At 59.7% G+C, this 19,624-nt stretch carries 23 protein-coding genes; 9 read left to right on the plus strand and 14 right to left on the minus strand.

Annotation, left to right across the window (positions count from 1 at the left end; all coding sequences use genetic code 11):
- From KHO31_RS07125 to KHO31_RS07135, 3 genes are all read left to right on the plus strand, one after another.
- Window positions 1–387: a VOC family protein gene (locus KHO31_RS07125; RefSeq protein ID WP_201083674.1), complete on the plus strand. Its 387-nt coding sequence runs from the start codon at window positions 1–3 to the stop codon at window positions 385–387.
- Window positions 388–489: 102 nt separating this feature from the next.
- A complete protein-coding gene (locus KHO31_RS07130) occupies window positions 490–1,437 on the plus strand; it encodes a D-2-hydroxyacid dehydrogenase (RefSeq protein ID WP_201086219.1) in 948 nt (315 codons plus the stop codon).
- Between the two features lie 31 nt (window positions 1,438–1,468).
- Complete coding sequence (locus KHO31_RS07135; protein ID WP_211622953.1) at window positions 1,469–2,926, plus strand: MFS transporter; 1,458 nt, start codon at window positions 1,469–1,471, stop codon at window positions 2,924–2,926.
- A gap of 79 nt (window positions 2,927–3,005) precedes the next feature.
- Here the strand turns inward: KHO31_RS07135 and KHO31_RS07140 are convergent, their stop codons facing one another.
- The 9 genes from KHO31_RS07140 to KHO31_RS07180 all read right to left on the minus strand — a co-directional run bounded on the left by KHO31_RS07140 (window position 3,006) and on the right by KHO31_RS07180 (window position 10,158).
- Window positions 3,006–3,593: a PqiC family protein gene (locus KHO31_RS07140; RefSeq protein ID WP_201083683.1), complete on the minus strand. Its 588-nt coding sequence runs from the start codon at window positions 3,591–3,593 to the stop codon at window positions 3,006–3,008.
- Window positions 3,593–5,203: a PqiB family protein gene (locus KHO31_RS07145; RefSeq protein WP_407945924.1), complete on the minus strand. Its 1,611-nt coding sequence runs from the start codon at window positions 5,201–5,203 to the stop codon at window positions 3,593–3,595. Before KHO31_RS07145 ends, KHO31_RS07140 begins: the two co-directional genes overlap by 1 nt.
- Window positions 5,204–5,210: 7 nt before the next feature.
- Window positions 5,211–6,488: a paraquat-inducible protein A gene (locus KHO31_RS07150; RefSeq protein WP_201083686.1), complete on the minus strand. Its 1,278-nt coding sequence runs from the start codon at window positions 6,486–6,488 to the stop codon at window positions 5,211–5,213.
- 149 nt (window positions 6,489–6,637) lie between these two features.
- Window positions 6,638–6,844, minus strand: coding sequence for a DUF3313 family protein (locus KHO31_RS07155; RefSeq protein ID WP_236071109.1), 207 nt, complete (start codon window positions 6,842–6,844; stop codon window positions 6,638–6,640).
- Between the two features lie 335 nt (window positions 6,845–7,179).
- Window positions 7,180–7,548 carry a nitrile hydratase accessory protein gene (locus KHO31_RS07160; RefSeq protein ID WP_201083692.1) on the minus strand — a complete coding sequence of 123 codons (369 nt, stop codon included), beginning with the start codon at window positions 7,546–7,548 and terminating at the stop codon, window positions 7,180–7,182.
- 1 nt (window position 7,549) lies between these two features.
- Window positions 7,550–8,221: a nitrile hydratase subunit beta gene (gene nthB, locus KHO31_RS07165; RefSeq protein ID WP_201083695.1), complete on the minus strand. Its 672-nt coding sequence runs from the start codon at window positions 8,219–8,221 to the stop codon at window positions 7,550–7,552.
- The gene (gene nthA, locus KHO31_RS07170; RefSeq protein WP_201086222.1) at window positions 8,218–8,886 is read right to left on the minus strand and encodes a nitrile hydratase subunit alpha; all 669 of its coding nucleotides are present in this window, start codon (window positions 8,884–8,886) and stop codon (window positions 8,218–8,220) included. The genes nthB and nthA overlap by 4 nt, the downstream gene beginning before the upstream one ends.
- A 108-nt stretch (window positions 8,887–8,994) precedes the next feature.
- Window positions 8,995–9,222 carry a hypothetical protein gene (locus KHO31_RS07175; protein WP_201083701.1) on the minus strand — a complete coding sequence of 76 codons (228 nt, stop codon included), beginning with the start codon at window positions 9,220–9,222 and terminating at the stop codon, window positions 8,995–8,997.
- Window positions 9,223–9,375: 153 nt separating this feature from the next.
- Window positions 9,376–10,158, minus strand: a complete 783-nt coding sequence (locus KHO31_RS07180; protein ID WP_201083703.1) for an ABC transporter substrate-binding protein — start codon at window positions 10,156–10,158, stop codon at window positions 9,376–9,378.
- Between the two features lie 345 nt (window positions 10,159–10,503).
- On the opposite strand from KHO31_RS07180, the gene KHO31_RS07185 reads away from it, so the two are divergent.
- On the plus strand, window positions 10,504–10,725 hold the full coding sequence (locus tag KHO31_RS07185; protein ID WP_201083804.1) for a DUF2964 family protein: 222 nt from the start codon (window positions 10,504–10,506) through the stop codon (window positions 10,723–10,725).
- Window positions 10,726–10,970: 245 nt separating this feature from the next.
- Here the strand turns inward: KHO31_RS07185 and KHO31_RS07190 are convergent, their stop codons facing one another.
- From KHO31_RS07190 to KHO31_RS07200, 3 genes are all read right to left on the minus strand, one after another.
- Window positions 10,971–11,945, minus strand: a complete 975-nt coding sequence (locus KHO31_RS07190) for a response regulator (RefSeq protein WP_201083707.1) — start codon at window positions 11,943–11,945, stop codon at window positions 10,971–10,973.
- Between the two features lie 222 nt (window positions 11,946–12,167).
- The gene (locus KHO31_RS07195; protein WP_211622955.1) at window positions 12,168–13,394 is read right to left on the minus strand and encodes an MFS transporter; all 1,227 of its coding nucleotides are present in this window, start codon (window positions 13,392–13,394) and stop codon (window positions 12,168–12,170) included.
- Between the two features lie 113 nt (window positions 13,395–13,507).
- Window positions 13,508–14,140, minus strand: a complete 633-nt coding sequence (locus KHO31_RS07200) for a CGNR zinc finger domain-containing protein (RefSeq protein WP_201083731.1) — start codon at window positions 14,138–14,140, stop codon at window positions 13,508–13,510.
- 182 nt (window positions 14,141–14,322) lie between these two features.
- On the opposite strand from KHO31_RS07200, the gene KHO31_RS07205 reads away from it, so the two are divergent.
- The 4 genes from KHO31_RS07205 to KHO31_RS07220 all read left to right on the plus strand — a co-directional run bounded on the left by KHO31_RS07205 (window position 14,323) and on the right by KHO31_RS07220 (window position 17,301).
- Window positions 14,323–15,018, plus strand: a complete 696-nt coding sequence (locus tag KHO31_RS07205) for an alpha/beta fold hydrolase (protein ID WP_201083735.1) — start codon at window positions 14,323–14,325, stop codon at window positions 15,016–15,018.
- Between the two features lie 69 nt (window positions 15,019–15,087).
- A complete protein-coding gene (locus tag KHO31_RS07210) occupies window positions 15,088–15,942 on the plus strand; it encodes an alpha/beta fold hydrolase (RefSeq protein ID WP_211622957.1) in 855 nt (284 codons plus the stop codon).
- 75 nt (window positions 15,943–16,017) lie between these two features.
- Entirely contained in the window at window positions 16,018–16,788 is a 771-nt protein-coding gene (locus KHO31_RS07215; RefSeq protein WP_201083740.1) for an SDR family oxidoreductase, read from the plus strand.
- 129 nt (window positions 16,789–16,917) lie between these two features.
- Window positions 16,918–17,301 (plus strand): hypothetical protein, encoded by a 384-nt coding sequence (locus KHO31_RS07220; RefSeq protein ID WP_201083743.1) that lies wholly within the window; start codon window positions 16,918–16,920, stop codon window positions 17,299–17,301.
- Between the two features lie 332 nt (window positions 17,302–17,633).
- On the opposite strand, the gene KHO31_RS07225 is transcribed toward KHO31_RS07220, so the two are convergent.
- Window positions 17,634–18,122: an NUDIX domain-containing protein gene (locus KHO31_RS07225; RefSeq protein ID WP_201083746.1), complete on the minus strand. Its 489-nt coding sequence runs from the start codon at window positions 18,120–18,122 to the stop codon at window positions 17,634–17,636.
- 100 nt (window positions 18,123–18,222) lie between these two features.
- Between KHO31_RS07225 and KHO31_RS07230 the strand changes: the two genes are divergently transcribed.
- A complete protein-coding gene (locus KHO31_RS07230) occupies window positions 18,223–18,891 on the plus strand; it encodes an ureidoglycolate lyase (protein WP_201083754.1) in 669 nt (222 codons plus the stop codon).
- A 30-nt stretch (window positions 18,892–18,921) separates the two neighbouring features.
- Here the strand turns inward: KHO31_RS07230 and KHO31_RS07235 are convergent, their stop codons facing one another.
- Window positions 18,922–19,545 (minus strand): MlaC/ttg2D family ABC transporter substrate-binding protein, encoded by a 624-nt coding sequence (locus KHO31_RS07235; RefSeq protein ID WP_201083756.1) that lies wholly within the window; start codon window positions 19,543–19,545, stop codon window positions 18,922–18,924.
- Window positions 19,546–19,624: the final 79 nt, after the last annotated feature.

Consider the following 19,624-nt stretch of genomic DNA (forward strand, 5'->3'; position numbering starts at 1 on the left):
ATGGCACTCATCGACCATCTCGATCATCTCGTACTCACCTGCGTCGACTTCGCTGCAACGAAGCGGTTCTACACCGAGGTCATGCAGATGCAACTCGAAACGTTTGGCGAAGGACGTATTGCATTTCGCTTCGGTAATCAGAAGATCAACGTCCACGTGCGCGGCGCCGAATTCGAACCGAAGGCCCATGTTCCCGTACCGGGCGCGCTCGACCTGTGCTTCATCGCCACCGTGCCGCTCGACGAAGTGATCGCGCATCTGGCCCGCTGCGAATGGCCGATTGTCGAAGGCCCGGTGGCGCGCACCGGCGCCACGCAGAAGATTCGTTCCGTCTATGTGCGAGATCCCGATCTGAATCTGATCGAGATATCCGAACTCGTGGGTTGAGGTCATGACACTCCGCTACCTACGAACCGGTGATTTTCACGTGCCGTTCAGCGGCCTGAACCGCGTCCTTTTACGGGCCACCGCGCGCGAGGCGGGGGTTCGATGAACATCGTCCTGCTCGACGGCGGCACGTTACCCACACCGCTCAGCGCGCCGGCCTGGGCGAGCGAATGGTCCGTTCGTCCGGCCACCCGCGCCACCGACGTGGTCCATGCGCTCGAAGATGCCGCCATTGCGATCACGAACAAGGTGCCCATCCGCGCAATCGATCTGGAACGTCTGCCGAAACTGCGCTTTATCTGCGTCGCCGCGACGGGCTTCGATTGCATCGATATCGATGCCTGCCGCGAGTCCGGCGTGATCGTGTCGAATGTGCCGGGTTATTCGGCACAGAGCGTCTCCGAGTGGGCGCTCGCATCGATCTTCGCGTTGCGGCGCAATCTCTTCGCTTATCGTGAAGCCGCTCGCATCGCCTGGCCGGCGTCGCCGCATTTCTGCGTGCACGATGCGCCGATTCTCGACATTGCCGGTTCGACGCTCGGCATTGTCGGGCGCGGTGCGATCGGGAATGCGCTCGCACGGCTGGCCCGCGCGGTCGGCATGAACGTGATGTTTGCAGAGCACCGCGGGCGACAAACCGTTCGCGAAGGCTTCACACCGTTCGACGACGTGGTCCGCTCCGCCGACGTTCTCTCGCTCCACTGCCCGCTCACGGAAGCCACTCGCAACCTCATCGACGCGCCCACACTGCGCGCCATGAAACGCGGCGCGCTGCTTGTGAACAGCGCCCGCGGAGGTCTGGTCGATTCGATGGCGCTCGTCGAGGCGCTCGCAGCCGGCCACCTGGGCGGCGCCGCGCTTGACGTACTCCCGCAGGAACCACCCGATCCGCACGAGCCCCTGCTCGTGTGCGCGCATCCCAACCTTATCGTTACGCCGCACATCAGCTGGGCGGCGACGAATGCCGCGAACCGGCTCAAGGCCGGCATCGAAGCAAACCTCGCTGCGTTCCATGCGGGCGCGCCGATCAATGTGGTGACCGGCGTATAAGCCGACCCAAAACAAAGCAACGGAGACAAGTATGAACACCAGGAATCTAGACGTGGGCGGAAGTGCGTCCGCCCATTCGCGCATGGCTCCATCCGAACCGGGCGCTGCCAGCGATGCACACGCCCTTCATACCGAAGCCACCACATTGGGCGGCTGGATGGATAACATGCCCGCGGGTTCGCTACATCGATTTGTGGTGTGGGTGATCGGCATAGGATTGTTCTTCGACATGTTCGAAATTTTCCTTGTCAGCTCAATCGGTAGTGCACTCCAAGGGGAATACGGTATCGATAGACACAGCACGGACTTCAAGCTGCTGCTGGCCTCGGCGTTTATCGGCATGTTCGTTGGGTCATTTTTTCTGGGCAGCATGGCCGATCGAATCGGCCGACGCAAGGCGTTCTTGTTCAATCTGATCTGGTATAGCGGCTTTTCGCTGATAGGCGCATTCTCGGTCAATGCGGAGATGCTGGTGATCTGCCGCTTCCTCACGGGCATCGGCGTAGGTGCGATCTATCCCGTAGCTGATAGTTTTTTGTCCGAGATTTTGCCCAAGGAACGTCGCGGGCGAATGGCCGCATGGGCCTACACCGCCTCGTATGTTGCCGTGCCCCTGGTTGGATTCATGGCGCTTTGGCTTAATCCCCTGCACTTTGGCACCGTGGCTGGCTGGCGCGTCATTCTGGTTATCGGCAGCCTGGGCGCAGTACTGGTTCTGCTTGTGCAACATAAGTTGCCCGAAAGCCCGCGCTGGCTGCTGGCGCAGGGTCGCGTGGAGGAGGCTCACGCCATGCTTCGGCGCTTTGCCGCCAGTGCCGGCGTGACCGTGTCGGTCATCTCACCTGAAGCGACCGCCAAGCGAAATCCGATGACGTTGGGCGAACGCGTTGCCTTGCTGCGCCGCGCGCCCTACAACAAGCGCTACCTGATGTTGACCATCTTCCATCTGCTGCAGGGATTTGGCTACTATGGTTTTGGCACACTGGCCAGCACCGTGGTGAAAAGCCGTGGCTTTGACGTCACCGACGGAACGCTTTTTATCGCTCTATCGTTCCTCGGCTACCCGGTCGGATCTTTGCTCTCGATTCCGCTACTCAACTGGATAGAACGCCGCACACTGGTGATCGGCGCCATATTGTCAATTGCAGTTTTTGGCTTGGGTTTTGCCTATTCCAACAACTCAACGCTGATCGTTCTCTTTGGCGTGTTGACAACGTGTGCATCGAATGTATTCAGCAATGCGTATCATGTCTACCAGTCTGAGATCTTTCCGGCCAGCGTGCGCTCAACTGCCATCGGCAGTACCTACTCGTTGTCCCGCATTGTTAGTGGCATGCTGCCTTTCATCTTGCTCCCTATATTGAACCAACAAGGAGCAGGCGCTATGTTCGGCATCATCGCGGCGGCTTTACTAGTCGTGGCTATCACGCTGCGGATCCTCGGCCCCCGCACTACGCGACGAAGCCAGTATGAAATCAATCCGGGCTAAGCCACTCGTCATATTCAAGGTGTATGGCGGCCGGACGCCATACACTGTCCGAATTCAACACGGCTATGCATCCCGCGCGTCACTGCCGCATTACCGAACGCACCGCTACGGCGACATCATCTGCCACGGACGCAAGGGCTCGACTGTGCGCCGCTACCAGAGCGCCGTAGCCGGGTTCGCTCGCGGCCTCGCGTACAACCGTTCGTCCGCGGGTTCTCTCCCCTCGCTTCGGCTGGCGCACCGACCAGATAACTGCCAGCATCACCGTGCCGTCAGACGACGAATCGAAGCTCTGTACGTCAACCGATACGCGGAAGGCGTTTTCGTCCACACGTTGCGGATAGCTCGATACGATCGCTCCCGGGATGCGTTGCGCGAGATCCGCAGCCAGTGCGCGTGAAATCTGACTCTTCAACGGCTCGGCCCAGCGTGCGAACTCATCGATGGACACGCGGTTCGCATCCAGCCTGGAGACGATCTGCGGCCGATCGACCAGGTCGGGCACCGTCACCGGATCGATCGCGATCAGGATCGGATCGGCATCTTGCGGCTGTCCGACCGATTGAACCGGGCTCAACGTGTAGAAATTTGATGCCGGCGACGTGGCGCATCCGGTGAACACGGCCAGCACGATTATCGTCAGAAGCAACGTTCGATATCTGCTCATCACTTGTCCTCGGTCTTGCCTCGGAGCAGCGCTTCTGGATGGCGTTGGAGATACTCAGCCAGCGCGCGGAACGAGGCCGCTGTTCGCGACAACTCGCGCATGGTTTCGGCTGTGCTTTGCTGCAATGGCGAGTCGCTTTGCAACGCGCGATTCGCTGACGTGAGCGTTTCGCGCGCCGTAGCCAGCGTCGATTTTGCCTCCGGTGCCACATCGGTATTGATCGTATTCATCAGCGTATCTGCGTCATTGAGCGTTTTTCTCAGGTCGTTGCCGATTCCTTCGAACGGAATCTTGTTCAGCTTGGCGACGAGGCTTGTAATGGACTCCTGTAAGCCTTGCAGGTTGCCCGGTACGGTTGGCAATTGGGGCGTCGTCTTACTCCAGTCGACGGTTGCTTTCGGCGCCGAGGGAAAGAAATCGATCGCGATATAGAGTTGACCGGTCAGCAGGCTCGCCGTCCTGAGCTGCGCCCGCAGCCCTTTCTTCACCAGATAGTCCGCAAATTCTTTCCGCTCCGACGGTATTGCTCCAACAGCGCTTCCTGAATCGTCGCGTGAAATCAGGCGCTCCGGGAAAATGCTCACCTCGACGGGGATACTGAATTCCTTCGTCGCCGGGTCAAAATGCGTATTGATCGCCGATACCTCGCCGATGACTATTCCACGGAAGTCGATGGGCGCTCCGACAGTCAATCCGCGCACGGACTCCTTGAAGTTCAGCACGTATTTATCGACGACTGCGTCATGCTGCTTCATCGCCTCGGCCCGGCCTACGAAAAGCTCGTACTGGTGCTGCGCGTCTGCTTCAAGCCGGTTCGTCGCGCCAGATGGGTTCTCGAATGCGAGGCCGCCAATCAGGACTGACACCAGCGATTCGGTGTTGACCTTTACGCCTGTCGTATCCAGCGTCACATCGACACCGCTTGCGTGCCAGAAGCGGGTATCGTCCGTCACGTAGCGGTCGTAAGGCGCGTTGATAAAGACATGGATGATCATTCCCGCACCTTCGGGATCAAGCGCGAAGGAGACGATCTGACCGACCTGGAGCCGCCGGAAGAACACTGGCGAACCGATATCGAGCGAGCCCAGGTTATCGCTCTTAAGCACGAACTCTCGCCCTGGTGTGCCTGAGGCCAGGACCGGCGGCGACTCAAGTCCGACGAAATCGCTGCGCGTTTTTTGCGCCGACCCGATGTCCATTCCGACGTGCGATCCGGACAGCAAAGTACCTATGCCCGATACCGTGCCTCCAGAGATGCGCGGTCGAACAACCCAGAAACGCGTATCGTCGACGAGCATGCTGGCAGCGTTGCGGGACATTTCTGCGCTGGCAATCACTGTCTTATGATCACCTGAAAGTTCGACGCTCTTGATCACGCCGATATCGACATTCTTGAACTTGATCTTCGTTTTGCCAGCCTCAATACCTTCACCCGTCGAAAATCTGATCGTGATGGTTGGGCCGCTTTTCATGACCGATTGCACGACCAGCCAGCCGGCTATCAGGAGTGCGACCATCGGCACCATCCACACCAGCTGCAGCCGCCAATTCGACCGTTTGACAGCAAGGGCTGCTGGAAAGACGGCCGCACTTTGCTCATCCAACTGCACAGGCGACTCATTCACTTTCCGACTCCACCGCGTCCCATATCAGCCGCGGGTCGAATGACAGCGCGGCGAACATGGTCAGCACGACTACCGCGCCGAACGCAAGCGACCCGGGACCTGCGTCGATCGTTGCAATCGAGCCGAATTGCACGAAAGCGACAAGGATCGTAATCACGTAGATATCGAGCATCGACCACCGACCGACGAACTCCACTACCCGATAAATACGCGTTCGTTTGTGTGGGATTAGAGGGGAGCGCAACTGGGTGCTCCACGCGAGAAAGACCAACGACAGGAGTTTGAGCATGGGCACTACAACGCTTGCGATGAAAACGATGGTGGCCAGAGACCACGATCCGGAGGTCCAAAGATAGACGACGCCACTCAGGATCGTGTCGGATTGCGTACCCAATAAAGTACTTGTCACCATGACCGGAAGGAGAATGGCAGGGATGTAAAGGATCATGGCCGCGAACAGGAAAGCCCAGGTGCGTGCCAGACTATTGGGCTTGCGCCGATGCAGCACCGCGCCGCAACGTGGACAGACTCCGGCATGGGTGTCGGCAAAAAGCGGCTTTGAGAGCAAGCCGCAATCGTGACAAACGAACAGACCCGCGCGCGCGGCTGTGACCGCGGCGGCACTTGCCTGCAGCGCGTGCGGCACACCGCCCTCACCTTGCAATGCATCGATGCGCGCCCATATATCGCGCGGATTAAACGTCGCAGCCGCTGCCGCAAGCAGCACCATCACTGCGCCGAATGCCCAGATCGCGACGCCGGGAACGACCGTTGCGATGTGCTGGAGTTTGACCAACGCGACCAGCATGCCGAGCATAAGTACTTCGATCATTCCCCACGGCGCAACGTGCCGGAGCACGCGAAGAATAATTTCAGGTCTATGAGGAAAACCGCCGGTATGCAACGGCAAGAGCAAATAGATCACAGCCAGTATGTTCAGTGATGGCATCAGGATCGTTGTCACGAAGACAAGGCCCGCTATTGGCCACATACCGTCCGCGTACAGCGCCGAAGCCGCCCCGAAAAGCGTGGCTTCGACAAGTGTTCCATTGACCCAGAGTCCAAAAATCGGGAAGCGGTTGGCAACCACAAACAGGATCGCAGCGGCCAGGGTGAACGCCAATGTGCGATCGTGCGCCGTCGGCACACTTTGGTATCTGTAGAGGAACACACCGCATCGTTGGCACCGGCCTGTGCCGCCTTCAACGAGTGGCGTCTCCGACTGGAGAAGATCGCATTCATGACACGCGATCAGGCTGGCTTTATTCATCGTGGGCATCCGCTTGCAAGGCACACGATCCGAGAAACGTATGCCCTTCTATCCGACTCGCGCGGCTGTGTTCGTACTAGCGCCAGAGATCGGCTGACCTGACGGGGATCGGCCGTGTTGGCCGTCCCCGTTGTCCTGTACCCGTTGGGTCACTTGATCGCCTTGTCCTTGTCCTGCATGCTGCCGAACTGGTTATCGGCGCCCCGATAGACCACAACCGGATCAACGATCAATCGACCGTACTTTCGCCAATCGGCCTGGGTGGACAAGCGATACGGTACCCGGCCGGATTCGTCCTGCTGATTTGGCTGCAAGGAGGACGACGACGCAATTCCCGAATAGGCAACGGGCTTCACGCTCGAGCACCCTATCAAAGCTGTGCAAATTACGGCAATCAACAGGTGCCGCGGCTTCATTGACTTGTAAATTCAGATCTCCAGTTTCGATTCCGAGTCCCTCCGTTTCCGAAACCAGACTCAGACATGAGCACTCATGTGAGTGCGCAAGACTAACACTGCAAATCTGCAATGTAAACCGTCCAGGCGGTTTGTTTCTTGGGCGATCTATCGTCACTGAACGTGCCCCTTATAAGCGGAAACGCGAGAGTTGCACCCGAAAAAGCGCCCGCGCTACTGGCACGGCGTATGAGTATCAGACAAAGCCGTCCGATACGCGCATGAGGCGCTCGCTGTCACTCCAGCACAATCGGCTGCCCATGCGGCGTGTGTCGAGCGGCAATGTCCCACTCATTCTGACGCTGCAGAAGCATGTCTCCGGTCAGCAGTTCCTTGAATGCGCAAATGCGCTCCAATGCCGTCAGCCAATGACTGTAGTAGGTGTTGCCATGGTCCGGGTCGCCGGCGGCCTGCGCATCGTTGATTGCCTGATTCAAAAACGTCGCCCACTCTGTCCACGTAAACAGGCCACGTTCGTGCAAGGTCAAGGTCATCGCAAACGCCTGAGCTTCCCAGGGTGCGTCGAAGACGGGCCCTGCGGTGTCACATGGCAATGCCGGCAAGGCGGCACGCAAGTCGGGAAGATCCAGCGGGGTGTGAGTCATCTCAGACAGGCGCGCCGCCCGGATAGTCGAGGTAAGATTCCCAGCAATCGACGCAGACCGAAGCCGCAGTCGTATCGGCGCCCCAAAGTTCTGAGGCATCGAATTGCACTGTGTAGAGCCATTGGGGCTGTTCACCGAGACCGATCGCATTGGTGTCGGGAAAAACGTGGGCACCGTGAACAGCAACGATACGCCCTCGCCTACCCCGGCAATAGCGTGGCAGACGACAATGAGTAGATGGATTGAGCTGGCGGGTCAGCACCTCCTCACCGACTTTAAAGCGTGCATTGGCGGCCACCACGCGAACGGCGGGGTTGCCACGGCGCAGAGCAGCGGCAACCTCGTGAGCCATCAGCACGCGAGAGACCGGCGCCGCCGCATTCATCGACTTGCCGCTCCCGATTTCCTCCGCCGTCGCCAATCCCGCATTCAGTAGCAGCTTTTGCAGTCCTTCCAACCAGATTTCGAAGTAGCTGCTAGCGAGGTATTGTGCAGGCGGCAAGCTCTCCCGGGCAGCGCGAGACATGTCGATGTTCCATTTGCCGACTGCGCCCATCGCCAGCGTGATCGCCAGCGCGCGGCGCTCCCAGTCCGCATGAAAGATCAGACTGTCGGCTCCCGGGTGTATCGGGCCGAACGACTGCATGCCGCCGAGGTCCTGTGCACCGTTCATGGCGACTCCCGCACCGATTCTGGTGTCTTCGGCAGTCCCGTGCCGATCATCGAGTCACGTGTCACCAGGTCCGCGAGCGCTTCCTCGGAGAGACCCGCGGTTCCGGGAGGCTGCATCGGCAACACCAGATAGCGAACCTCGGAGGTGGAGTCCCACACGCGAAACTCGACGTCGGCGGGCTGTTCGAAGCCGAACTCCTTCAATACGCCGCGCGGATCGATGACCGCTCGCGACCGGTAAGGGGCCGACTTGTACCAGACCGGTGGAAGCCCAAGTACCGGCCAGGGATAGCATGAGCACAATGTGCAGACCACCATGTTGTGCACCGTGGCGGTGTTCTCCAACACGACCATGTGTTCGCCCTGCCTGCCGGTATAGCCCAGCGAAGCGATAGCTGCGGTTGCGTCTTCGAGTAACCATTTTCTGTACGCCGGATCGCGCCATGCCTTCGCGATCACGCGCGCGCCATTGCGCGGGCCCACCGTATGCTCGTAGGTCTCGATCAGTGCGTCCAACGCGTGGGGATCGACGTATCCCTTCTCGACTAACAGGGATTCCAGCGCACGGACACGCAAGTCCATTTCCGACAGCGCACTGCCCGAGTGATCGTGATCGTCCGCATGCGGATGTTCGGGCTCCTGACGTTGGGGATCGTTAGGGTTCATCGGCGGCCGCCCAGAAGGGTGCGACGTAACGAGTATGGTCGGCGCGCGACGCAAACGCAATTCGCTTGCACACGCCGCACGTGGAGCCCCGGGTTGGTCGACTTCTGCTCACGGCAGCGAGGCAAGCATGATCGACAGCCTTCTGATATGCGCTTTGAACGCATCGCTCGCTTCGCGATCGGTTGTCGGGTCCAGGTGCGACGTCTCGGCAAGTCTGACTTGCTCATGAAAATCGTTGACGACCGTGCGTCTTACGTCCGGCGGCAATGACCGTATGATGGATACAAGCAAAGCTTCTTCGGCATGAATCATGCCTAGAATCGAATGAATATCCATGGAAGACACTCCGTCGAAGGCGTCGTAAATACAATTTAGCACGCCCCTGCCGAACGTCTCGGACTACTTCGGAAGCCTCTTGCCCATGGCATCGGACAGCGAGCGAGTATCCAGGCACATCGAACTCGATCGCATGCGTCGGTCAGGCCGTCTTCACTGGCCGTAGACGTCGAAGTCGAAATACTTTTTCGCGATCCTGTCGTACGTGCCGTCCGCGCGCATATCGGCGATTGCCTTGTCGATTTTCGCCTTCAGGTCGGTATCTTCCTTGCGCAAACCGATCGCAGTGCCGCTTCCGAGCGTCTTCGCATCGTAGAGCGGGTTGCCGGCGAACGCGAAGTCCTTACCTCGCGGCGTCCGCAGGAAGCCGACGTCAGCCTGCACGGCGTTTTGCAACGATGCGTCGATGCGCCCGGCGATCAGGTCCGAGTAAACGAGATCCTGATCCTGGTAAGACACAATCACCGCGCCGGCCGGCTCCCAGTAGGTTTTCGCATACGTTTCCTGGATCGAGCCCTGCTCAACGCCGATTCGCTTGCCCTTCAGCGCTTCCGGCGCCGGTATGATCGTCGAGCCCTTCTTCGCGACGAGGCGTGTCGGGATCCGGAATACCTTCGACGAGAACGCGATCTGCGCCTGACGCGCCGGCGTCATCGACATCGTCGATAGCACGCCGTCGAACTTGCGCCCCTTCAACGCAGGAATCATCCCGTCGAAGGCGTTTTCGATCCACACGCATTTTGCGTTCAGGCGGCGGCAGATCTCGTTGCCCAGATCGATGTCGAAGCCGACAAGCTGGCCGTCGGCGGATTTCGATTCGAACGGCGGATAGCTCGCGTCGACACCGAATCGCACGGTCGACCAATCATTCGCGATTGCGTTGCCGGACGATACGGCGAGCAGCGCAATCGCCAGGGCTGCCAGCATGGATTTCATGTTTTTCCTTTCATCAGTCTTTTAAAGAAATGCGCGCCTGAATGAGCAACCAAGAGCAACCACAAACGTGCGGTAAGCGCGCCGGCGCGCCGGAACCCCGTGCCAGAACCGCATCCGGCGCGCAGCGCCCGACATTCGACCGTAATTCGCTCGATCTTACAAATTCATTAAAAAAATCAATTCATGCATAGGACGCATCCAGCCAGGTGCAACGCGTATCGATGTGTAAGCCAGACTTTCTACAATGAATGCACTGGCACGCGGGGCTCAGGATTGCCTGCCGAACCTCCCCCGCCGGTCGCTGATGGTTGGAGGCTGCGCGCCCGTATCGCGGAAGGATTCACCATGAAACCTGACCAGTTGGAAGCGCATGCGAACCCGGAGGAAACGACAGGGAGCAAGGTGCGGATCGTGCTGGCGGCGCTCGGGACCTTGATGGCGGTTTTCGGCATCGCCATTTGCGTATTTGGCCTCGTCGAGTTCAACAACGCAAAGATCCTTATCGGCGTGTGCGTCATCGTGGTTTCGACGATTACCTACATTTTGATGCTGACGGGAGGCGGGTGACGCGAGGCCAGACGGCAGCTGGCTGCCAGATCAACATCACGCTTCGTATGCGTTCGGCCTGAATTGTCTCGGGGTTGCGCCGACAAGCTTACGCATCATTCCCTTGAGGGCGTTGCGTCGAACGAAGCGGCGCAGGAGTGAGTCCGTCAACTACTCGCGCTAATAGCCATACAGCCCACATCCCCTACAGAATGGGATGTACCTGCCGCAAGCCATGTAGGGGCGTACGCCAAGGGGCCGACCCGTCATCCGTGAGCGTGCTGATTCCGGTCACTCCGCCATTGCGAAAACGTCAGCGTGCGCAAACCCACGTCGGCCGGCTCTATTCTGGTCCAGCAATAGAAAGCGTCGTCCCAGCCCGGGACGGTTCGCGGCTTTACCGTCCTGAAGTGCTTACCAGGACGGAAGGCCAGGTGCGGCCAGAAAACAGGCATCGACTCGCGTACCGCCATTTGCCTCAACAGATCCACCGGCCCACTCTCATCCGCCACGATCTCCGCCTGGGAGATCCAGTCGTTCTCGGCCCAGGCAAGGAAAACGCTCGGGTTGCCCGCACGATCGAACATCAGGATGGCATTCTGCTCCGGACGCCAGTAGTACTCGACGATGCCTTCAGCGGCAACCACCTCGTCGATGACCTTCCTCGTTCTCGGATCGCAATAGGTCGTGCCGTTTTCGCCCAAGCCCAGCCAGCCTGCCTCTGAGCAATGCCTGTTTTTGGCGTCTTTCAGATAATGAACCAGTCTGCTGGCTGAATCCGTATCCGTTTTTCTCAGATACAAATCGACGATTCCGGCATTGAAGGCCTTCACCGCGACGGTCTCATCCGCGACGCCGGTCAGGAGCACCTTTGCGCAACGCAAATTGGATATGGAAGAAAGGAATTCGACGCCGTTCAGCCCGGGCATGTCGTAATCGACGACAACTGCGGCTACCTCCGCGAATCGGGAATCCCGGGTCAGTACGTCTCGCTGCGCCGAGCTTTCTGCAAACCGCTCCAGGCCGTTCTCGCTCAGACAAGCCGACGCCGGCGCAAACTCCAGCGAATTTTCGCGGGCATGTTTGCGGATGAAAGCGAGTGCTGTTTGAGGCCGCGTGAAAAACAGATTGGTGGAAATATCCGGAAAGAATCTGCGTAATGCATCAAGGTATCTGTCGCTGTCGTCCACGAAGACGACAGATGCCGGATAGGAAACAGGGGGTCGAATAAAATTGTTCATGTTTTGACGTGGAATATGTGGCGCGCCTTGCACCGGCTTACATACCGGATTCTCTCACGCTGGCTCCCGGGCCGATTCCCGCTGAACCCATATAGTACCGGGGTATTGCATGAGCAGTGCAAACTTGCGCGGCCGTTCCGTCATAGTATGCGGATGGAATAGTTTAATTTTGATGGCACCGCGGTGGTCGTGAATACCGGACACGCGCTCGTCGAAAACGCATCACCAGCGCGGCCTTTTCGCAAACAGCGGTGTCATGGCAATAAGGCCCAGAACCGGACCGGGCAAAAGCAGCCAGGCGACGTGGACATCGAGCGAGCGATACGCACTGGTTGACCAGAGAATCGAGCAGGCCGACAGGAAAAAGCCAAAGCTGTTTTGCAGTGTCAACGCGCCGCCGATTTTGTCCGGCGGACACGCCCGCACGGACAGCGCCGAGAACTGCGGCGAGTCGGCCACGACACTCACGCCCCATACCAGCAGCAAAGCGAGTTGCAGCGAAGCGCCGAGCGTCGACGCCAGTGGATAGACGGCGCACAGCGTACCTGAAGTCGCCAACGCCAGCGCTGCTGTGCGCGCACTGCCCACCGACCGGCTCAACATGCCGCCGAGTACACAGCCCGCCGCGCCAATGCCGATGATCGCGAACGACCAGAACGCCACCGCGCTGGCCGCTGGCGGCGCCGTACCCGTCAACGCGTGCTGCACGAAGAGCGGCGTCAGCGTCCAGAATGCGTACAGCTCCCACATATGGCCAAAGTATCCAAACGCCGCGGCCCGGAACTCGCGGATTCCGATCACGTGCCACACGCCGCCGGACAGCGCCGGGCGACGCGCGCCACCAGCGCGCGCATGCGGCCCTTCGCCGAGCACAAACACCAGTAAGGCGCCGAGCACGGCGAGCCCGGACGATGCCAGCACGACCGTCTGCCACGGCACGCTCGAGAACGTGGCACGAATCGCGTGTACGGACGCCGTGCCGAGCGTCAGCATGGCAACCAGCAATGCGAGCGTTTGCGCCGCGCGCCCAGGCGCCCACGAGACCAGCAATTTCATTCCCAGCGGATAGATACCGGCGAGCGCCACGCCTACGCCGAAGCGGAACACGAGTGCCGAGCCGAGCCCCGCGCTGCACAGCGCAAAGAGCGCATTCAGCGCGGCACCGATCAGGCCGCAGACCGCGAACACGCGGCTGGCGGGCACACGATCTGCAATCCCGGTCGTCGCCGAAAGCAGCGTCCCGACGATAAAGCCCGCCTGCGTTGCGTTTGTGAGCCACCCTATGCCGGATGCGCTCAGGTGCCAGCTCGCCTGCAACTCCCGCATCGCGCCGTTCGCGCTGAACCACAACGAGGTACCGAGCAATTGCGCGACGGCGATCACCAGCACCGCGCGGTTCGCGGCCGCCGCCTGCCCGCCTGTCTGGCCGATCTCCAGTTTGTCTCCCACTTCGTCTCCTTCTGACTGCTTGTGCGTGGCTGGTGCTCTCCTTACCTCACCGCAGCACGCATTTGCTCACGCTGGCGCCCCGGCGATCTGCGCGCCGATGCCGAAGCTTGCACCTAGCCGTTCTCCTGCTCCTTGAGCCGCTTGCGGTGAGCCGCGACCTTCGCGCGGTTACCGCAGATCGCCATGCTGCACCACCGGCGGGCGTGACCTCGCGTGTGATCCGCAAACATCAATGTGCACCTCGGCCCTTCACACGCTTTCACGTACGTGAAGTCCTCTTCGCATACCAGTCTCGCCAGTGCCTCGGCTATGGGCATCAGTAGAGACTCGGGCGACTGCCAGCGCCGGTTCGCGCGAAGCTCAAAGCTCGTCACACCGCCCGAAGCGTTCGTGACGATTTCGCCATGCTGCTGGTCCCGCTCGAGCAGTTGATTCAAGGGTTCAAGCTCACGCAAGTCGTTGGCAACCAGCGGCCGCCCCTTCCTCTTACGGACAAAACCCCTGAACCACTCGCGCAGTTCGCGCGCGCGTGCCGCAAGGTCGTTGAGTTCGTCCGCCGACGCGCGGTTCCGGATTGCTTCGAGGGCCGCGTGAGGCACCAGCGCCGTCTGGTCCAACCAGGCAAGCAAGCCTTCCCCGTCGCTGATCCAGTCGACTTCTTCGTCCACGGGCGTCGCGACAGAGTTAAGGAAATCGAGGCCAGGCGCATCGGCCACCAATATCGCGGGGATCTGACGGTAGTCCATCTCTTATGACGAATATGCAGTGACGATGGCTGAATCGTAACCACTAAAAATGCACTTGACAAGTTACGTCTCCCGTTTGTAACCTGTAAATACAATTTAATCAGGTTACATGGCACGCCGCACGGCGCGACGCGATACACGTGTATCCCACGCAGCACCTAAGTCCGTCAAAGGAGCGAGAAATGTCTATTGGCAACGTGAGCGCAGTGCTTGTGCACGGCGCGTGGGCAGATGGCTCAAGCTGGAGCGAGGTCATCGAACGTCTGAAGGCACACGGCATTCATGCAGTTGCGGCGCCGTTGCCGCTCAGCGGTTTGCATGAAGACGTGGCGGCCCTCGATAGAACGCTGGAGCGCATCGACGGTCCGGTTGTTGTTGCGGGACATGCCTACGCCGGCGCAGTCATCGGATCGACGCGCGCCGACAACGTCAAGGCGCTGGTCTACATCGCTGCGCTTGCGCCTGCCGAAGGCGAAACGGTGAGCGATGTGTTCTATCGCGGCGAAGCGCACGCGTTGGCACCCAAGCTGTCACCGGATCGGCATGGCCTGATATGGCTGCCCGAAGAGGCGTTCGCGGCGGCATTCGCACAACACGCGAGCGCACAGGAACTGACGGTACTCAGTGCGGTTCAACGTCCCATTTCAGTTTCGTCCATTGGCGAGCCAGTCGGGCGCCCACTCTGGAAGGACCGGCCGAGCTGGTTTCTGACCGCCGGGCAGGACCGGATGATCAATCCCGACACGCAACATTTCATGGCACAGCGCATGAACGCGCGCGTGCATTCACATCAGGTTGATCACACACCCATCGTTACAGCACCTGACGTCGTAACCGATGTGATCGTCGAAGCGGTCCAGGCTGTCTCGGCGCGTTAGAGATACCTGAACTTTCATACGGACAGGCGCTCGCTGCCTGCCATTTTCTACCTCACCGGGAGTCAACCCATGTCCTCCATTGCCTATCGTTACGCTGACGCAAACGGCGTCAAGGTGTTCTATCGCGAAGCGGGTCGTTCGAACGCGCCGAAACTGTTACTCCTCCACGGCTTTCCGAGTTCGAGCCACATGTTTCGGGACCTGATTCCCCTGCTTGCCGAGCGCTTCCATGTCGTCGCGCCCGATCTGCCTGGATTTGGCCAGTCGGACATGCCGGACCGCGATACTTTTGCGTATACGTTCGACAACATCGCCAACGTTATCGAACGCTTCACTGAGCAGATTGGTTTCGATCGCTTCGCCATGTACGTATTCGACTATGGCGCGCCGACCGGCTTCCGGCTTGCGCTCAGGCACCCCGAGCGGATCGCAGCGATCATCTCGCAGAACGGTAACGCATACGAAGAAGGCTTGAGCGATGGCTGGAATCCGATCCGCGCCTACTGGCAGGATCCTTCACCCGCTAATCGCGAGGCACTTCGCGCCATGCTGACGCACGAAACGACCGTGTGGCAGTACACGCATGGCGTGCAGGACACCGCTTCCGTGTCACCAGACGGCTACTCGCTTGACGACTTCTATCTGAGCCGGCCAGGTGCGGACGAAGTCCAGCTCGATCTGTTCGGAGACTACCGAAACAATGTCGCGTTGTATCCGGCGTTCCAGCAGTATTTCCGCAGCCACCAGCCCCCTTTGCTTGCCGTGTGGGGGAAGAACGATCCGTTTTTCCTGCCGGCCGGCGCTGAGGCATTCAGACGTGACATACCGAACGCCGAGGTGCGCTTTCTCGATACCGGCCACTTTGCACTGGAAACTCATGGGACAGAGATCGCCGCGGCTATATCCGGTTTTCTTGTTCGCTGACATGCAAACACAGCGTGGTGCTTGTCCATCGAATCTCTGTTGAAGCAACTCATTCACGAGTAAAGGAGAAAGGAAATGTCCAGCAAGGTAGCCATTGTGACGGGTGCAAGCCAGGGTATCGGCCGTGCGACCGCCATCAGGTTGGCGCGAGATTTTGCGTCGGTCGTACTCGTTGCGCGCAATCGCGAGAACCTCGCCCAAACCGCTGACGACGTAAAAAAGGCCGGTGCCGAACCGCTTCCAATCTACCTCGACCTGTCTCACCCAGAGGCCGCGCAGAAAGTCGTCGACCAGACGTTGTCGACATTCGGACAGATCGACGCGTTACTCAACATCGCGGGCGCAGTGCCGCAGATCGATGTCTTCGAGATGAGCGACGATCAATGGGATCGTGGCTTCGCGCTGAAGCTGCACGGCGCGCGGCGATTGACGGTCGCGGCATGGCCATCGTTGAAGAAAACCTCGGGATCAGTGGTGTTGATGTCGGGGAACTCAGCGCTGTTTCCCAAAGCACCGTACGCGGCCGTGGGCACGATCAACGCGGCGATCGTGGCGCTGGCGAAAGCCTTCTCGGATCGTGGGATCGCAGACGGTGTACAGGTCAATAGCGTGCTGCCCGGCCCTGTGATGACCGGTCGGCGGCAATCCTACCTGGAACATTGGGCTCCGCTCCACAACATGACGGTCGAAGAAGCGACGGCACGGTTCCCTCTGGAAGCAGGAATCGCCCGGTACGGCACGCCCGAGGAGATTGCCGAGCTGATGGCGTTCATCGTGTCGCCTGCGGCTCACTGGATGACGGGTTCGACCTTGAGGATGGACGGCGGAGAGGTCAAGTCGATCTGAAAGCGGGATGCGTTATTCCTGAGGGTAGAAGAGACGTACGCACCGCAAACAGGCTTTGCCCCCGGCTGCCAGGGCCGGCGAATTTGTGTAAGCTCATCTTCGCTCTTATCGCCCAGGGAATACGCGTCCATGCCCTCTTCCATCCGAAACTCACTCGTCTGGATCTTCGACGCATTCGAACGCGATTCAACCTACATTCGCAGGCGCATGTTCGGTAGCGATGCCGCCTATATCGACGGCCTGTTGTGCCTGGTTGCAGCCGATCGCGATGCGCCGTGGAATGGCCTGCTGGTATGCACATCGCAAGAGCGCCATGCCGCGCTGATCGATGAGATGCCCGCTTTGCGGCCGCATCCGGTGCTCGGAAAATGGCTTTATGTGCCGCAAGACGATCTGGCTTTCGAAACCATTGCAGAGAGAATGACGGCGCTCGTGCTCGCCCGCGATCCGCGCGTGGGTGTGGAGCCCAAGCCGCGCAAACGTCGCGGCAAATCCACGTTGCCCACGACATAAGTAGCCAAAAAAGATCGCAACACGCGAGCTTGCACCGAACGGCTTGCGGCCGTTTTATGTCATCTGCACGACACCCACGGGGCGCACCATGACAGCCATGGCCACGATGGCGTCGACTCTCCCACCTCCCCGCCTGCCCCGCGTTACTCGGAGACGAACGAGGCCTACCTCGATACGGTGCACTTCATTCCACTGCCGCCCCATACGTGGGGACTGAGCCAGGCGCAAATTCAGTCGATCAGATAGCCTGCTGCTGGCGGCGTGACCCAACAACACGGGCACGCCGCGAGCAACGCGGAGCGGTCGAGACGTCCCGAAAGGAAAAGCGCCAACTAACAGCAGAGATCTCTGCCGAGATACGCGGTGACCGCCTGTGTCAGCGCGATGCCGTGCAATTCCTCCGGCAATGCCAGATGCGCGGCGACAATCTCACGATTATCAAGCCGCAGCTCGGGCATGCAATCGAGGTGCAGTTCGAAGAAATGCACCCGGTCTCTTCGCCCGTCCCAAATGCCGCAGGCGCTGCCCGCGGGGCGTAATGGGTACGACGAGAGACCAAGCTCCTCCTCCATTTCGCGCTGCGCCGCTGCATCAGGCGCCTCACCGGGCCGGACACTACCACCGGGAAAATTCCACTCAGCCCGGTACGATGACTTCACCAGCAACAGCGCCCGCCCGACGTAGATCGCTACTAGCGCACCCTCATGGCGAGGCCGTCGAAGGTGCCACCAGGCGCGAACGAGCGGGAATCCGAGGCGAAGCATCATGCGCCAGACAGAGTCGATCAGCATAGCCGGTCGCGCTCGTTCAAGGCTCGGCATCGGGTCTCTCCTTTCCTTTCATGGCCAGAGGATTTTACGGGTCGCCGCGTTAACGAAACTACCCATCTTCGTGCCGGGGCTATTCATGTAAACTGCGCGGATGTCCAAAGAAATCGACTACCTCAACCCCGCCCTTCCTGCTGGCCTCCGGTGCGTCTCGATGCCCGTGGTCGACGCGACCCCTACAACGCTTGATGGATTTGGCAAGCTCGTGGCGGACCCGAGCGAGTGCTCGATCGAGATCGTGCAATGGCCGGCGCTGGGAACAAGGCCCATAGATTCCGGAACCGGTGATGAGGCAGGCACAACCGAAGGCACATTTGTAAGCGAATGGCGCGGGGACATTCTCTACGGTCGAAACGAAGCTGTTGGTGGCAACTATATTCTTGCGTACGCCAAGGAACCTGAAGCAGCCCGCGAGGACAACGCCAATGCACCGGAACGCATGTTGCTTTGGCACGCGAACTACCACCCCGACGGCGGACAACTGTTCTTTCCTCTCGACCATCGCCCGTTCTACGTTCCTTTGGCGTTGCCCGGGGACGACATCGCGCCAGAGAAGTTCGTGTGCTTTCGCTTCGATGGACAGCAGGGTCTCTACATCCATCCGAACATCTGGCATGAAGGCGTGTTCACGCTTAGCGGAACACAGCGGTTCTTTGACAAGCAGGGCGCCGTCCACGCGCGCGTCTCTGTCGACTTCGCCCGCGAGTTTGGTTGCCTTCTCGAGGCACCCATCACCCGTAGCGCGACCGACGTACGGCTATAGACCTCCATCGCCATCGTACCTAACGGTCACTTACTGCTTGCCCGAAGCGAGCTGCTCGTTGCGCTCAGCGAGAAACCGGATCAGACCGTCCACACTGCTTTGCTGGATCTTGTCGCTGAACTGCTGCCGATATGTCTGGATCAGCCAGACGCCGAGCACGTTCAAGTCATATAAGCGCCAGCCCTGCGGCGTGCTGTACAGCCGGTAGTCGATCTCTGCAGGTTCGCCGTTCCTGGTCGAAATCGTGCGTACCACTACGTCCGTATCGGTTGGACTGATGTGTATCGGCGGATACTCGATCCGCTGATCAGGTTGGAGCTGACCGATAGCGCCCGAATAGGTGTGAATCAGGAGCATCTTGAACTGTTCGACCAGTTGCTGCTGCTGCGTCGGCGTTGCCGTGCGCCAGTAGCGGCCCATCGCGAGCGAGGTGGTACGGCGAAAATCGGTGTAAGGAATAATGTCGCGGTTCACGATATCCATGATGCGGGGAATATCGTCCGGTTCGACCGCCCGGGTACGCACCTCGTCGAGTATCTGCTGCGTCGCGGTCTTGATCAGAGCCTGCGGGTCCGATTGGTTGACTTGCGCGTACGCCGTACTGCCGAACGAGAATAACGCCGTGCAAAGAGTTACTAGAAAAAGCGTTTTCATGTGCGGAATCCTGGCTGAATGCACTGGCGTGCAGCTACGCAAGTATCCTCCATCTACGCCCGAACATGTCGCGCCAGCA

It is taken from the genome of Paraburkholderia domus (genome assembly GCF_905220705.1).
GTDB classification, from domain to species: domain Bacteria; phylum Pseudomonadota; class Gammaproteobacteria; order Burkholderiales; family Burkholderiaceae; genus Paraburkholderia; species Paraburkholderia domus.